At 60.6% G+C, this 14,845-nt stretch carries 12 protein-coding genes and 1 pseudogene; 12 read left to right on the top strand and 1 reads right to left on the bottom strand.

What is annotated here, in order from left to right:
• Window positions 1–80 precede the first annotated feature (80 nt).
• The 9 genes from AC2LD7_RS19245 to AC2LD7_RS19205 all read left to right on the top strand — a co-directional run bounded on the left by AC2LD7_RS19245 (window position 81) and on the right by AC2LD7_RS19205 (window position 11,285).
• On the top strand, window positions 81–1,331 hold the full coding sequence (locus AC2LD7_RS19245) for an OprD family porin (protein ID WP_484599288.1): 1,251 nt from the start codon (window positions 81–83) through the stop codon (window positions 1,329–1,331).
• A gap of 351 nt (window positions 1,332–1,682) precedes the next feature.
• Window positions 1,683–3,386, top strand: coding sequence for an AMP-binding protein (locus AC2LD7_RS19240; protein WP_484599287.1), 1,704 nt, complete (start codon window positions 1,683–1,685; stop codon window positions 3,384–3,386).
• A 102-nt stretch (window positions 3,387–3,488) separates the two neighbouring features.
• The gene (locus AC2LD7_RS19235; RefSeq protein ID WP_484599286.1) at window positions 3,489–4,997 is read left to right on the top strand and encodes a CoA-acylating methylmalonate-semialdehyde dehydrogenase; all 1,509 of its coding nucleotides are present in this window, start codon (window positions 3,489–3,491) and stop codon (window positions 4,995–4,997) included.
• Between the two features lie 45 nt (window positions 4,998–5,042).
• Window positions 5,043–5,816, top strand: coding sequence for an enoyl-CoA hydratase (locus tag AC2LD7_RS19230; protein WP_107320895.1), 774 nt, complete (start codon window positions 5,043–5,045; stop codon window positions 5,814–5,816).
• A gap of 25 nt (window positions 5,817–5,841) precedes the next feature.
• Window positions 5,842–6,732, top strand: coding sequence for a 3-hydroxyisobutyrate dehydrogenase (mmsB, locus tag AC2LD7_RS19225; protein WP_107320894.1), 891 nt, complete (start codon window positions 5,842–5,844; stop codon window positions 6,730–6,732).
• Window positions 6,733–6,734: 2 nt separating this feature from the next.
• Window positions 6,735–7,823 carry an enoyl-CoA hydratase/isomerase family protein gene (locus tag AC2LD7_RS19220; RefSeq protein ID WP_107320893.1) on the top strand — a complete coding sequence of 363 codons (1,089 nt, stop codon included), beginning with the start codon at window positions 6,735–6,737 and terminating at the stop codon, window positions 7,821–7,823.
• A gap of 17 nt (window positions 7,824–7,840) precedes the next feature.
• Window positions 7,841–8,992: an acyl-CoA dehydrogenase family protein gene (locus tag AC2LD7_RS19215; protein ID WP_107320892.1), complete on the top strand. Its 1,152-nt coding sequence runs from the start codon at window positions 7,841–7,843 to the stop codon at window positions 8,990–8,992.
• A 54-nt stretch (window positions 8,993–9,046) separates the two neighbouring features.
• Window positions 9,047–10,675 carry a methyl-accepting chemotaxis protein gene (locus AC2LD7_RS19210; RefSeq protein ID WP_107320891.1) on the top strand — a complete coding sequence of 543 codons (1,629 nt, stop codon included), beginning with the start codon at window positions 9,047–9,049 and terminating at the stop codon, window positions 10,673–10,675.
• Entirely contained in the window at window positions 10,668–11,285 is a 618-nt protein-coding gene (locus AC2LD7_RS19205) for a TetR/AcrR family transcriptional regulator (protein ID WP_107320890.1), read from the top strand. The genes AC2LD7_RS19210 and AC2LD7_RS19205 overlap by 8 nt, the downstream gene beginning before the upstream one ends.
• 454 nt (window positions 11,286–11,739) lie before the next feature.
• Here the strand turns inward: AC2LD7_RS19205 and AC2LD7_RS19200 are convergent, their stop codons facing one another.
• Window positions 11,740–12,405 carry a DUF6088 family protein gene (locus AC2LD7_RS19200; protein ID WP_484599285.1) on the bottom strand — a complete coding sequence of 222 codons (666 nt, stop codon included), beginning with the start codon at window positions 12,403–12,405 and terminating at the stop codon, window positions 11,740–11,742.
• Window positions 12,406–12,730: 325 nt separating this feature from the next.
• On the opposite strand from AC2LD7_RS19200, the gene AC2LD7_RS19195 reads away from it, so the two are divergent.
• The 3 genes and pseudogenes from AC2LD7_RS19195 to AC2LD7_RS19185 form a co-directional block, all read left to right on the top strand.
• Window positions 12,731–13,045: a hypothetical protein gene (locus tag AC2LD7_RS19195; RefSeq protein WP_107320888.1), complete on the top strand. Its 315-nt coding sequence runs from the start codon at window positions 12,731–12,733 to the stop codon at window positions 13,043–13,045.
• A gap of 80 nt (window positions 13,046–13,125) precedes the next feature.
• The gene (locus AC2LD7_RS19190; protein WP_308811383.1) at window positions 13,126–13,419 is read left to right on the top strand and encodes a BPSL0761 family protein; all 294 of its coding nucleotides are present in this window, start codon (window positions 13,126–13,128) and stop codon (window positions 13,417–13,419) included.
• Window positions 13,420–13,655: 236 nt separating this feature from the next.
• Window positions 13,656–14,792: pseudogene (locus tag AC2LD7_RS19185) on the top strand (IS1182 family transposase); the annotation flags it as partial.
• Between the last annotated feature and the right edge of the window lie 53 nt (window positions 14,793–14,845).

Here is a 14,845-nt window from a genome sequence, read left to right as displayed (position 1 = left end):
AGCCCTCCCTCCACTGGCCCCGGCCAGTGCGGGAGCGGCTTGCTCATAACAACACTGCTCATAACAACAAGAGACAAGCAATGAAACCTACCCTATTCACCTTGTTCATGGCAGGCAGCAGCCTTGCCACCCAGGTCCACGCGGACTTCCTCGCAGACAGCAAGGCCAGCTTGGAACTGCGCAATTTTTACTTCAACCGTGACTATCGTCAGGCCAACGCGGCGCAATCGAAACAGGAGGAATGGGCGCAGGGTTTCCTGCTGCGCTACGAATCCGGCTTCACCGAGGGTTTGATCGGGGTCGGCTTCGATACGATCGGCCTGCTGGGTCTCAAGCTCGACTCCAGCCCGGATCGCGCCGGTTCCGGTGTGCTCCAGCGCCATCGCGACACGCGCAAAGGCGCTCAGGACGAGTACGGTGAACTGGGTCTGACTGCCAAAGTGCGCGCCTCCAAAAGCACGCTGAAACTCGGCACGTTGCTGCCCAAATTGCCGACGGTGCTGGCCAACGATTCACGGCTGTTACCGCAAACGTTCAAGGGCGGACAGTTGACTTCGCTGGAACTCGAAGGCCTGAGCGTGGATGCCGGACGACTGACACAGGTCAACCAGCGCGACTCCTCGGACTACGAGGACATGGGCATCACCCGAACCGGTGCCAAGGGCATCACAACACGTTATGTCGATAGCGACAGCTTCGATTTCGCCAGCCTGAACTACAAATGGACCAGCAACCTCGCCACCGGCTACAGCTACGGTCACCTCGACACCCTCTATAGCCAGCACCTGGTCAACCTGACCTATATGTTGCCGGTCACCACCGGTCAGTCGTTGAAGACCGACCTGCGTTTCGCCCGCTCTACCGATGATGGTGGCAGCAATGTCGACAACAACGCGATTGGCGCGATGTTCACCTATAACCTAGGCGGACATGCGTTCGGCCTGGGTTATCAAGGCATGAGCGGCGACACCGGGTATGCCTACGTCAATGGCACCGATGCCTTCCTGGTGAACTTCGTGCAGATCGGCGACTTCGCCAGCAAGGATGAAAAATCCTGGCAGGCGCGTTACGACTACAACTTCGCGGCCATGGGCATTCCGGGCTTGACGTTCATGACCCGCTACATCACCGGTGACAATATTGACTTGGGCGGCAACCGCCCGGAAGCCAAGGAGTGGGAGCGCGATACCGATATCGGGTATGTCGTGCAGAGCGGGCCGCTGAAAAATGTCGGGGTGAAGTGGCGCAACGCAACGGTGCGCTCGACCAATTTTGGCAGCGATATCGATGAAAACCGTTTGATTGTCAGTTACACGTTGCCGCTCTGGTAAGTCTTCCCGCCAGACGGGGGCCGTTCGCGTCGCCTGACGGCGCGAGTGGCCTCATCTAACGCGCCACACCTATGACTTTTTTGCACAACGCACCGGATTTAATGAGCATTTTTAATTGATTTTTGCAGGCATATACTTGGTTCAAACGCCTGGTAATGAACCTGGCCAGACCCAACAAAAACAACCAAGGGCATACATCGTGAAGACATCCATACCTGCTGCCGTCTCCCCGCTCTCAAGTACCTGCACGCGTCTCGTACGCATTGCTGCTCGCAGCGAAGCCACTCTCGCCGCCTGACCATCCCGTACCTGTACCCGCGCCGATCGTCGCCACGATCGATGGAGACTCCAATGAACAGCAACTGCCAACCTTTCCTCGCCGCTCGAGACTTCCTGCTGACCCACCGTACCGACTACGCCACTGCCGTGCGTGACTTCCGCTGGCCGCAACTGCACGAGTTCAACTGGGCACTGGATTACTTCGATGCCATGGCCGAGGGCAACCAGGCTAACGCCCTGTGGATCGTCGAAGAAGACGGCAGCGAGCAGCGCTACAGCTTCCAGCAGCTGGCCACCCGCTCCAATCAGGTGGCCAACCACCTGCGTGCCCTGGGCGTACGCCGCGGCGAGCGCATCCTGCTGATGCTCGGCAACGACGTGGCCCTGTGGGAAACCATGCTGGCCGCCTTCAAGCTTGGTGCCGTGGTTATCCCCGCCACCGCCCTGCTGACCCCCGATGATCTGGACGACCGCATCGCGCGCGGCCAGGTTCGTCACTTGGTGGTCGGTAGCGCCCATGTCGACAAGTTCGTCGGACTGGGTGACGGCTGCAGTCGCATCTGCGTCGGCCCGGCCCCCGCTGGCTGGACCCCGCACAGCGCCGCCAGCGAATACTCCGAGCAGTTCGACGTCGAAGGCCGCACGTTAGCCAGCGACCCGATGCTGCTGTACTTCACCTCCGGGACCACATCCAAACCGAAGATGGTGCTGCACAGCCACCAGAGCTACCCGGTCGGCCACCTGTCGACCATGTTCTGGATCGGCCTGCAGCCAGGTGACCTGCACCTGAACATCTCGTCACCAGGTTGGGCCAAGCACGCCTGGAGCTGCCTCTTCGCACCGTGGAACGCCGGCGCCTGCATCTTCATCCACAATGTCGCGCGCTTCAGCGCTTCGGCCCTGCTCGACACACTGGAGCGCTACGGCGTCACCAGCCTGTGCGCCCCGCCCACCGTGTGGCGCATGCTGATCCAGGAGGATCTGGCCAGTTACAAGGAGCGCCTGAGCCTACGTGAACTGGTGGGCGCCGGTGAGCCACTCAACCCGGAGATCATCGAGCAGATCCAGCACGCCTGGGGCCTGCTGCTGCGCGACGGCTTCGGCCAGTCGGAAACCACCGCGTTGGTCGGCAATACCCCCGGCCAGCCGCTCAAGCCCGGTTCCATGGGCCGCCCGTTGCCAGGCTACCGGGTGACCATGCTCGACCCCGACGGCACCCCCGCCAACGAGGGTGAGGTGGCCCTGCCGCTGGACGTGCGTCCCCTCGGCTTGATGCTGTGCTACGAGGACAGCCCGGAGAAGACCGCAGAGGTGATGCGCGACGGCTACTACCGCACCGGCGACACCGCAATGATCGACAGCGATGGCTACATCACCTTCGTTGGCCGCGCCGACGATGTATTCAAGGCCTCCGATTACCGCATCAGTCCCTTCGAGCTGGAGAGTGCGTTGATCGAGCACCCAGCGGTGATGGAAGTCGCCGTGGTGCCGAGCCCGGACCCGGTGCGCCTGGCGGTACCCAAGGCTTTCCTCATCCTGGCCCATGACGAACCCGGCAGCGCCGAACTGGCCGAGAACATCCTCGCCTTCGCCCGCGAGCATCTAGCTCCCTACAAGCGGGTGCGACGTATCGAATTCGTCAGCGAACTACCCAAGACCATCTCCGGGAAGATCCGTCGGGTAGAACTGCGGCAAATGGAAGTGCAACGCCGCCAAAGCGATGCACACGGCGCGCAAGAGTACTTCGAAGAAGACTTCCCGCAGCTCAAGGGCTGAACCCGGGCCGGTACGCCGGCCCTTCTGAATTCAAACGCGACCGCTCGGCCAACCAGGCCGAGGGGCTTCACTCGACCCAAAGAAAGTAGGTAGGACCCGAAAATGACCTCATCCAGCATTCCAACCGTCAAGCTCCTCATTAATGGCGAATTCGTTGAGTCGCGCACCACTCAATGGCGTGACGTGGTTAACCCAGCCACTCAGGACGTTCTTGCCCGCGTACCCTTCGCCACCGCCGAGGAAATGGACGCCGCCGTGGCCAGCGCCAAGGAAGCCTTCAAGATCTGGCGCAAGACTCCGATCGGTGCCCGCGCTCGGATCTTCTTCAAATACCAGCAACTGATCCGCGAGAACATCAAGGAACTGGCTGCCCTGCTCACCGCCGAACAGGGCAAAACCCTGCCGGATGCCGAAGGGGATGTGTTCCGCGGCCTGGAGGTGGTCGAGCACGCCACCTCCATCGGCAACCTGCAGATGGGCGAGTTGGCCAACAACGTCGCCAGCGGCGTCGACACCTACACCTTGATGCAGCCGCTAGGCGTGTGCGCCGGCATCACCCCGTTCAATTTCCCGGCAATGATCCCGCTGTGGATGTTCCCGATGGCCATCGCCACCGGAAATACCTTCATCCTCAAGCCGTCCGAGCAAGACCCGCTGGTGACCATGCGCCTGGTCGAACTGGCCCTAGAGGCCGGTGTACCCAAGGGCGTGCTCAACGTCATCCACGGCGGCGTCGACGCGGTGAACTTGATCTGCGACCACCCGGACATCAAAGCTGTGTCCTTCGTCGGCTCGACCAAAGTCGGCACCCATGTCTACAACCGCGCCACCAAGAACGGCAAGCGCGCACAGTGCATGATGGGCGCGAAGAACCACGCCATCGTCCTGCCCGATGCCAACAAGCAGCAGACGTTGAACAACCTGCTGGGAGCCTCCTTCGGCGCCGCCGGTCAACGCTGCATGGCCTTGCCGGTGGTGATTCTGGTAGGTGAAGCACAGGCCTGGTTGCCGGACCTGATCGAGCGGACCAAGACCCTCAAGATCAATGGCGGCACCGAGCCTGGCACCGACATCGGTCCGGTGATTTCCTGCGCGGCCCTGGACCGAGTCCACAGCCTGATTGCCAGCGGCGTCGAAGAAGGCGCCAAGCTCGAACTGGATGGACGTAACCCGAGCGTGCCTGGCTACCAGGACGGCAACTTCATCGGCCCGACCATCTTCTCCAGCGTCACTGCGCAAATGTCGGTGTATCACGAAGAAATCTTCGGCCCGGTGCTGTGCGTCATGCACGCCGCCAGCCTGAACGAGGCGATCGAGATCATCAACGCCAACCCGAATGGCAACGGTACCGCCCTGTTCACCCGCTCCGGTGCTGCTGCCCGTCACTTCCAAGAAGAAATTGACGTCGGCCAGGTAGGCATTAACGTGCCGATCCCCGTACCGGTGCCGCTGTTCTCCTTCTCCGGTTCGCGCGCCTCCAAACTCGGTGACCTTGGCCCCTACGGCAAGCAGGTGGTGACCTTCTACACCCAGACTAAGACGGTCACCCAGCGCTGGTTCGACGAGGATGACACCAGCGGCTCGGTGAACACCACAATCACCCTGAAATGATCTCTGCCGGCCGGCGCCCAGCGTCGGCCGGCCAGGAGCTGAACGATGGAATACCAGACATTACTGGTTGATGTGCAACAGCGCGTCGGCCTGATTACTCTCAACCGGCCGCAGGCGCTTAACGCGCTGAATAGTCAGTTGATCGCCGAGCTGAACCTAGTTCTGCACCGCCTGGAGGCCGACCCCGAAATCGGCTGCATGGTCATCACCGGATCGACCAAGGCGTTTGCTGCCGGCGCTGATATCAAAGAGATGGCCGCGCTGGGTTATCCGCAGATCTACCTGGACGACTTCTTCGCCGCCGCCGACCGCATCGGCTCTCGGCGCAAGCCAATTATTGCCGCAGTAGCCGGCTATGCCTTGGGTGGCGGCTGCGAGTTGGCGCTGATGTGCGACTTCATCTACGCCGCCGATAACGCCCGCTTCGGCCTACCGGAGCTGAACCTGGGAGTGATCCCCGGGATCGGTGGCACCCAGCGGCTGAGCCGCGCCGTTGGCAAGTCAAAGGCCATGGAGATGTGCCTGACCGGCCGCCAGCTCGGCGCCGAGGAAGCTGAGCGCGCCAACATAGTGGCCCGTATTTTCCCCGTCGCAGAGTTGCTGGAACGGACCCTGGAAGTTGCCCATGGCATTGCTGGCAAGTCGCTGCCGGCGGCCATGATGATCAAGGAATGCGTCAACCGCGCCGAAGAGATCAGCCTCAGCGAAGGCGTACGTTTCGAGCGCAGGCTGTTCCATTCGCTGTTTTCCAGCCACGACCAAAAGGAAGGCATGCAAGCCTTCGTCGACAAGCGCGTGCCAAATTTCCTGCACCGCTGATCCCCACTCGCAAAAGGTAGCCATCATGCATATTGGATTTTTCGGCCTCGGCAACATGGGCGGCCCAATGGCCCGCAACCTGCTCAAAGCTGGCCACAGCCTCACCGTTTTCGATCCCTTCCCGCAGGCAGTCGCCGCCCTGGTGGAGGCCGGCGCCAGCGCCGCCGACTCGCCCGCAGCGGTAGCCAAGGCAGGGGTCGAGGCCATCGTCACCATGCTGCCCACCGCCGCCCATGTGAAACAGGTCTACCTGGGCCAGGACGGCTTGCTGGCACATTGCGGCCAGGGCGTGCTGCTGATCGACAGCTCCACCATCGACCCGCTCAGCGCCCGTGAGGTGGCGACCCTGGCCACCGCCAAGGGCAACCCTATGCTCGATGCGCCGGTTTCCGGTGGCACCGGTGGTGCCGCGGCCGGCACCCTGACCTTTATGGTCGGCGGCTCGGCCAGCGTGTTCGACCAGGCCCTGCCGATCCTCTCGGCCATGGGCAAGAACGTGGTGCACTGCGGCAGCGCCGGCAACGGTCAGGTGGCCAAGATTGCTAACAACATGCTGCTCGGCATTTCCATGGTCGGCGTCGCCGAAGCCATGGCCCTGGGGGTGACCCTGGGGATGGACGCCAAGGTTCTGGCCGGCATCATCAACACCTCCAGCGGTCGCTGCTGGAGTTCGGAGATCAACAATCCGTTCCCAGGCGTGCTGGAAAATGCTCCGGCCTCGCGTGGTTACAGTGGCGGCTTTGGTACCGACCTAATGCTCAAGGACCTCGGCCTCGCCACCGAAGCAGCGAAACATGCGCGTCAGCCTGTGGTCCTCGGCGCTGCTGCTCAGCAGCTGTACCAGACCTTCAGCCTGCAAGGTAACGGCAGCCTGGACTTCTCCGCCATCATCAAACTGTTCCAGGGGGAAGCATAAGCATGAGCGAGCAGCAAGCCCCGGTGCTGGCCAGTGTGCGCAACCGCATCGGCCATCTGACGCTGAATCGACCAAGCGCGTTGAACACCTTGAACCGGCCTATGGTGACACTGTTGTGCCGGTACCTGTGGGCCTGGGAACAGGACCCGGAGATCGTCGCTGTGACCATTCGTGGCGCCGGGGAAAAAGCCTTCTGTGCTGGTGGCGACATCCGAATGCTGTACGACAGTCACAAGGCCGGCGACAACCTGCACGAGCTGTTTCTCGAGGAAGAGTACGCCCTTGACGAGTACCTGCATGGCTATTCCAAACCGGTGCTGGCGTTGCTGGATGGGTTCGTCCTGGGCGGCGGCATGGGGCTGGCACAGGCTGCTTCACTGCGGGTGATCACCGAGCGCACGCGGATGGGCATGCCGGAAGTCGGCATCGGCTTTTTCCCCGATGTCGGCGCCAGCTATTTCCTGCCGCGCCTTCCGGGTGAGCTGGGTGTCTATCTGGGTGTCACGGGCTGCCAGGTACGTGCCGCCGATGCGCTTTATGCCAACCTGGCCGACTACTGCCTGCCCAGCGAGCGGCTGGTCGAACTGGATGCCGCCCTCGATCACTTCAACTGGAGCGGTGCGCCCAACGAAGACTTGCAAGACCTGCTCACTGACCTGGCCACCGAGCGTATTGCGGGATCTGAACTTAAGGCTTATCGACAGGTGATCGATGAGTACTTCGCCTTGCCTGATGTACCGGCGATTCGCAACGCGCTGCAGCGCGAGCAGCGTCCCGAGCTGCGCGACTGGGCTGAACAGACGGTCGAGCTGCTCGACAGCCGCTCACCGCTGGCAATGGCCGCGACACTGGAGCTGTTGCGGCGCGGTCGATACCTGAGCCTGGCTGACTGTTTTGCCTTGGAGTTGCACCTGGACTACCAGTGGTTCGACAAGGGCGACCTGATGGAAGGCGTCCGCGCCCTGATCATCGACAAGGATAAGACTCCACGCTGGAGCCCGCCAACCCTGGCGGAACTGGTACCTGCTCGGGTGCAGGCCTTCTTTAGCGGCTTTCGTACCGCCTCTGGCAAACCCCTTCGCACCGCCTGAACAGCAGGAGACTCGCAATGCATGATATCGAATTGACCGAAGAACAACGCATGATACGTGACATGGCACGCGACTTTGCCCGCAGCGAAGTAGGCACGCATGCCCAAGCCTGGGAAAAGGCCGGCTGGATCGATGACGCCGTGGTGGCGCAGATGGGTGAACTGGGCCTGCTGGGGATGGTTGTGCCGGACACTTGGGGCGGCAGTTACACCGACTATGTGGCCTACGCCCTGGCCGTGGAAGAAATCTCGGCCGGCGACGGCGCACTCGGCGCATTGATGAGCATCCACAACTCAGTGGGCTGCGGCCCTCTGCTGAAATATGGCAGCCCCTCTCAGCAAGACAGCTGGCTGCCGCTTCTGGCCAGCGGCCAAGCCATTGGCTGTTTCTGCTTGACCGAGCCACAGGCGGGCACCGAAGCACACAATTTGCGCACTCGCGCCGAACTACGCGATGGCCAGTGGGTACTCAACGGCGCCAAGCAGTTCGTCAGTAACGGCAAGCGCGCCAAGCTGGCCATTGTCTTTGCCGTGACCGATCCAGAGCTGGGTAAGAAGGGGCTGTCGGCCTTCCTGGTTCCGACCGAAAATCCCGGATTCGTGGTCGACCGCAGCGAACACAAGATGGGTATCAAGGCCTCTGATACCTGCGCAGTAACCCTGAACAACTGCACGATCCCCGAGGCCAATCTGCTGGGCGAGCGCGGCAAGGGCCTGGCCATTGCCCTATCCAACTTGGAAGGTGGTCGTATCGGTATCGCCGCCCAGGCCTTGGGCATCGCTCGCGCCGCTTTCGAGGCCGCGCTGGGGTATGCCCGCGAGCGCGTCCAGTTCGGCAAGCCGATCATCGAGCACCAAAGCGTATCCAACTTGCTCGCCGATATGCACACCCGGCTCAATGCCACCCGACTGCTTGTGCTGCATGCTGCGCGCCTGAAAAGCGCCGGGCAACCATGCCTGTCGGAAGCCTCGCAAGCCAAGCTGTACGCCTCTGAAATGGCCGAGCGCGTGTGCTCCAGCGCGATGCAGATCCATGGGGGCTACGGCTACCTGGAGGATTATCCGGTGGAGCGCTACTACCGCGATGCACGCATCACCCAGATCTACGAAGGCACGAGCGAGGTCCAGCGCCTGCTGATCGCCCGCGAACTGGCGCATTACCCGCTCTGACGCACCGGCGGGCGCCACGCGTTCGCCCTCCTTTCCTGCTGGAGGAGTTCCCCCATGCTTGGCCTGCGTAACATTCCCATCAGCCAGCGCCTGTGGCTGATTCTGCTGACCTCAGTGCTGATGCTGCTGGTGCTCGCCGGCCTGCTACTCAAGCAGCACCGTGATGACCTCTACGCCGCCAAAGCACTGAAGACCCGCCATGTGGTGGAGTCCGCCGGCGGCATCCTACGTCACTTCCATGATCTGGAGCAGGCCGGGCTGCCCCGCGAACAAGCTCAACTGCAGGCCAGTGCGGTGATGCGCCGGCTGCGCTACAACGGCGAGGACTATTTCTGGCTGGAGGATCTCGACACCCGCCTGGTCATGCACCCCAACGCGTCCCTGGAGGGCAAGCGTATGTCCGGTACCCGCGATGCCGACGGCAAACAGATATTCGATGAGATGGTCGAACTGGCCAAGCGCGACGGCGCCGGGCTGATGCACTACCGCTGGCCACGGCCGGGCTCGGAGCAGCCGCTGGAAAAGGTCTCCTATGTCGAGCTGTTCGAGCCCTGGGGCTGGATCATCGGCTCGGGCATTTACGTCGACGACGTCGAGGCCGAGTTTCGCAGCCAGGCGCTGCACGCCCTGCTCCTCCTGCTCGGTATCGTCCTGCTGCTGGCCGCGCTGATTTTGCTGATCGCCCGCAGCATCGCCTCGCCACTGGACCGAGTGGTCGGCGCCATGGAAAACATCGCCAGCGGCGAGGCCGACCTGACCCGTAACCTGGACAGTCACTGGCGCGACGAGCTGACCGCGCTGAGCCGCCACTTCAACGCCTTCACCAACAAGCTGCGCGGCCTGGTCGGCCAGTCTCTGCAAACCGCCGACAACCTAGATCAGGCCTCCACCGCCCTGGGGCAGATCGCCGGCGACAGCCAGCGTCACAGTCAGCAGCAGTCGCAGCAGATGGAGCTGGTGGCCACCGCCATCAACGAGGTGTCATACGCCGTGCAGGAGGTGGCAAAGAACGCCGAACACGCTGCCGACGAGGTGCGCCGAGCCGAACAGCAGGCGCGCCAGAGCCAGACCAGCATTGACGGCAGCCTGCAGCAGATCGACCGACTGTCCAGCACCATCGAGCACGCCGTTGGCGTGATCCAGTCACTGGCCAGCGAAAGCACCCAAATCGGCAGCGTGCTTGAGGTAATCCGCGCCATCGCCGAACAGACCAACCTGCTGGCACTCAACGCCGCCATCGAGGCGGCGCGGGCCGGCGAGCAGGGCCGCGGCTTCGCCGTGGTGGCCGATGAGGTGCGCCTACTGGCGCAGCGCACCCAGCAGTCCACCGCCGAGATCCAGGGCATGATCGAACGCCTGCAAGGCAACTCCGCCGCCGCGGTAGAGGTTATCACCGCCAGCAGCGAGGCCTCACGTCTCACCGTGGAGCAGGCACGCCAGGCCGGCGAGAGCCTGCAACTGATCACCGAGGCGCTGCGCAACCTCAGCGAACTCAACACCTCCATCGCCAGCGCCACCCTGGAGCAAGCGCACGTGGTCGAAGACATCAACCAGAACGTCACCCAGGCCGCGGCCCTGGCCCAGGACAATGCCCTGGCCGCCGGCCGTTCACACCAGGCCAGCCTGCAACTCGGCGAAATGGCCGGCCAACTGAGCCGCGCCCTGGGGCAGTTCCGTGTCTAGCCCGGTGGCGCGTCCGACGCCGCGAAGCAAGATCGGGGTACGCTATCAGGATGCCCAGCGCGCGGCGCTGGAACTGTTCGCCGAACGCGGCTTCAGCCGGGTCGGCATGCGCGACCTGGCAGCCCACATGGGCATCGCCGCGGGCTCGCTTTACAACCACATCGAAAGCAAGGAAGCGCTGCTGTTCGAGTTCATCGAGGAGCTCTACGAGGAGCTGCTGCTAAGCGCCCACCAGGCGAGCCGCCAGGCCGTCACGGCATCCGCGCGCCTGCAGGCGCTGATCGAGGCGCACCTGCGGCTGCACGCCAAGATGGGTGCGCATTTTCGCCTTGCCGAGTACGAGAGCCACTGCCTGGCCAGCGAGCAGCAGACGCGGATACGCGAGCTTCGCGCGCGTTACGAACAACTGTTGATCGAAAGCGTGGAGCGGTGCAGTGGGAAGTCGGTTGGCGCCAGCGGCCGCGCGGCGCTAAGTGGCATCGTCACCCTGCTCAACCAACTGCCCGCCTGGGTCGAGGCACCGCAATTAAGTCCTCAGGCACGTCAGGATCTGTTGTGCGACATGGCTCTCGGAACCTTGCGCGGCGTCCTGCTTACCCCACGAGACTGAAGAGTTCTTAATAGGTTTCGGGAATATCCAGCGAGGCAGCGCGACAACGCTCTTAACTCCAGCTGCTGCAAACATTGCTCGGCGGTCTTGCCCAGCATGATGTTGAGCTGGTGACGGTTGTCGCCCTGCGGGCCGTACAACTCGATCAGGGTTATCGAAACAGTCGCGTCAACGTCTACCCCTCAACACAGCAACAGCATCAGGGAGACTCTGCCTGCTGGAAGAGAAAACCTGGCCGTTTTATCGTACAAAAAACAGTACGCTGTCTGTACAGTGCCCTGCTTATATAGATTTCGCTAAATTACGCTTAAACCTCTCTACGACAATACTTTCAGCTAACTGCACCTGCGCTAAGCTACGCGCGATTTCACTGGGCTTGCAGCGTTTCCAGGCAACTTACGTATCGCGACCGGCAACTTTAGGAAGCAGACGTCAGCTGGTTTTCACCAATTCGCTACCTGCTGACCGCGTAGCGACAGTTCGCCTTGTTCAGTTGCGGGTATGTCGAAGTAGGACTCAGGCATTCTGTTTCTTTAGCGGGAAGGATAAGTGCCGACCGCATCCATTCCGGCATTTTGCAGGCCCTGAGCTTGTTCAGTTCTTCACTGCTGAGCACACTGGTGATCTTGGAAATCACCTGAATGGATATCCCCTCTTTTCCGATGTAATGCAGAGCGATGAGCACCATCCCCACCTTCGTGCCGGCATGCTGCAAGCGATTACTGGAGGTGTGCCGGAGGCGTACAACCGCATTACCAACCTTTATTTCGCGAGTAGGGCCACTGGTGTAATAGGTAGGAAGCATCTGCATTTGCGTGCTGAGGCCTAGCCTGCGAACAGCCTCTGCGCCGTGAATCTGGATAGTCTCTCCCCTTGCCTTTGTGACTACTTCCATGACGGCAATCGGGCTGGGGCGGACATTCTTACCCGTGTATTCGCTTTGCTTGGGGCGCATATAGACACCGCGAGCAACGCGTTCCAGGGAGCCGCTGAGCACCATCCGAGACAGTGCCTTGTCTACCGATGCACGGGAACCCGCCTGCGCGAACACTGCGCCGACAAAGGGCCTACCCTTTTGCATGCGCTTGATTCGATTCGAAATTGCTTCTGCGACGGACATAAGAGATTCCAAATACCAGCAGAAATACAGATATTTTCTGACAGGTAGGATGACTGTAAGTCTTACATTTCGCGCTTTCCAGCCTAGCAACAGTCGCAAGGCCAATTGCGGTGGTGTTTCTGACGAACGCCATACCCAGGACGAGCACGGTGCCTCACTCTCACGCAGCCTCAACTCAAACAGCCCCACTCGACCTGCATTCACTCATGGATCGTAGCCCCGGACCGCCTCAGCCTATGGAATTAGGAGCGATTCACGACTCTCATAAGGAGTATTATGGGCCAGACAAACAAAGGTTTATATTTCCCCCAGAGGGAGGCTTTCGATGAAGGTCACAGCTATGGAACAGGCCGAATCTGTCAGTGATATCCTTTGCGACGTTTGTGGCGACAGCACGCGTGTTGAAGGCTATGGATTGCAATTCGGAACTCTTCGCGCCAGTTGGGGATTCGGCTCTGCTCATGATGGCGAACGTTATGAAGTCCATCTGTGCGAACTCTGCTTTTTCAGGACACTTTCCGGCCTGAAGCGTGAGCGAATGGTGAACACCATGTTCAGTGACGCTGAAGAAGACTTAAGCAGTTTCGGGTGCGTTACTCGCGATGATTTTTTCAATGACGGAGGCAGTTCGGCCCCCTGATCTCACTGTTCCTCTGGGCCGTGGGACTCCTTGTCAGAAAGCCGTCCCCCCACGGACAATTTAGGAGAGTTGCCGTGACCATGGTTCATGAGCGCACCCGAAGCGTGGTGCAGACAAGAGACTTCTTGCGCGACTTATCCAGGGACTCATCCCTGCCTGAACCCATCCGCCACCAGGCAGAACGTCTTTTACGACACTACCCAGAAGCAGCTGACATCTGGCTCGCAGGCAAGCTTGAAGCACGACGCAGAGAGGAATTATCTCTATTGGCGGACAAGCATGGTCCCCTCCATCCGGCATTGGGCTGCTGGTTAGTAGCTGAACCGCTGTTCTGTGACGAAAGAGCTACGTCGAGTTCAAGCCGCGGAGAATGATTTTCATCTCAAGCAGATGGCCCTGCTAAGCGATTCAGTCCACTTAAATTAGGTGGACACCATGGCCTTCGGCGGTTGCGTCAGGAAGATGTGTTGGCCGGACGGATACCAAGAAAGTAAGTGGCCGCTAACGATCAGCCGTCCCAATCTAATGACTGCTTCAGGCCCAGAGTGTGTAAAAACGCCGGAACAAACCCTTGCTATGATTTCCGAGAAGTTCATCGCAAGGGAAACCCATGAAACGGTTTATCCAAGGTGAACACCGAGGTCAAAGCACCTTACTTCCCGAAAGCCTCGACGACTACGTCAGCGATACCAATCCGGTTCGGGTGGTTGACGTTTTCGTCGATGAACTCGATTTGGCCAATCTAGGTTTTGATGGCGTCATTCCAGCCGAAACCGGCAGACCTGCCTACCACCCGGCGATCCTGCTGAAGATCTACATCTACGGTTACCTAAACCGAATTCAATCGAGCCGACGTCTGGAGCGAGAAGCCCAGCGCAACGTCGAACTCATGTGGCTAACCGGGCGTTTGATGCCCGATTTCAAGACCATCGCCAACTTCCGAAAAGACAACAGCAAGGCCATTCGCGGCGTCTGCCGCCAGTTCGTTTTGCTCTGCCAGCAGTTGGGGTTGTTTGGCGAAAACTTAGTTGCCATCGACGGCAGCAAATTCAAGGCAATGAACAACCGTGACCGTAATTTCACCAGCGCCAAACTGAAGCGGCGCATGGAAGAAATCGAGGCGAGCATCAGCCGTTATTTGGCTGCGCTCGATGCGGCTGATCGACAGATTCCTAGCGCCTCTGCGCCAGACACTGCCAGCCTGGAAGATAAAATCGCCAAGCTCAAAGCGCAGATGGAAGAGCTTCAGGGGATCGAAACTCAGCTCAACAATTCCCCTGACAAACAGGTTTCGCTGACTGACCCGGATGCCCGTTCGATGATGACGCGCGGCAGCGGTATAGTCGGCTACAACGTGCAGACGGCTGTCGATACGCAGCACCATTTGATCGTTGCTCACGAGGTCACCAACAGCGGTTCCGACCGTGACCAACTCAGTTCAATGGCGAAGCAGGCTCGTGAAGCCATCGGCGCAGAAACGCTGTCCGTGGTGGCTGACCGAGGCTACTTCAAGGGTGAAGAAATCCTTGCCTGTCACGACGCAAACATCACGGCCTACGTGCCTAAGCCAATGACTTCAAGCGCCAAGGCTGATGGCCGATTCAACAAAGATGCCTTCGTGTATGACCCGACGAAAAACGAATACACCTGCCCGGCGGGAGAGGCACTGACCTGGCGATTCTCCAGCGTTGAGAAAGGCATGAATATGCACTGCTACTGGAGTTCAAAGTGCCAGAGTTGCACGCTGTGTTGCCGCTGACCGAAAACTGACCCAGTAGAGGCTGTTCTGCCGACTGAAAA

Source organism: Stutzerimonas sp., assembly GCF_982611455.1.
The sequence above is the reverse complement of the archived record's forward strand: the minus strand, read 5'-3'. Positions and strand labels throughout refer to the sequence as shown.

What these genes read in the sequence shown, in the direction of transcription:
- AC2LD7_RS19200 (WP_484599285.1), bottom strand. Translation starts at nt 12,405, where the DNA reads ATGTCCGTCGCAGAAGCAATTTCGAATCGAATCAAGCGCATGCAAAAG.
- AC2LD7_RS19245 (WP_484599288.1), top strand. Translation starts at nt 81, where the DNA reads ATGAAACCTACCCTATTCACCTTGTTCATGGCAGGCAGCAGCCTTGCC.
- AC2LD7_RS19235 (WP_484599286.1), top strand. Translation starts at nt 3,489, where the DNA reads ATGACCTCATCCAGCATTCCAACCGTCAAGCTCCTCATTAATGGCGAA.
- AC2LD7_RS19230 (WP_107320895.1), top strand. Translation starts at nt 5,043, where the DNA reads ATGGAATACCAGACATTACTGGTTGATGTGCAACAGCGCGTCGGCCTG.
- AC2LD7_RS19190 (WP_308811383.1), top strand. Translation starts at nt 13,126, where the DNA reads ATGGTTCATGAGCGCACCCGAAGCGTGGTGCAGACAAGAGACTTCTTG.
- AC2LD7_RS19220 (WP_107320893.1), top strand. Translation starts at nt 6,735, where the DNA reads ATGAGCGAGCAGCAAGCCCCGGTGCTGGCCAGTGTGCGCAACCGCATC.
- AC2LD7_RS19215 (WP_107320892.1), top strand. Translation starts at nt 7,841, where the DNA reads ATGCATGATATCGAATTGACCGAAGAACAACGCATGATACGTGACATG.
- AC2LD7_RS19210 (WP_107320891.1), top strand. Translation starts at nt 9,047, where the DNA reads ATGCTTGGCCTGCGTAACATTCCCATCAGCCAGCGCCTGTGGCTGATT.
- AC2LD7_RS19195 (WP_107320888.1), top strand. Translation starts at nt 12,731, where the DNA reads ATGAAGGTCACAGCTATGGAACAGGCCGAATCTGTCAGTGATATCCTT.
- mmsB (WP_107320894.1), top strand. Translation starts at nt 5,842, where the DNA reads ATGCATATTGGATTTTTCGGCCTCGGCAACATGGGCGGCCCAATGGCC.
- AC2LD7_RS19240 (WP_484599287.1), top strand. Translation starts at nt 1,683, where the DNA reads ATGAACAGCAACTGCCAACCTTTCCTCGCCGCTCGAGACTTCCTGCTG.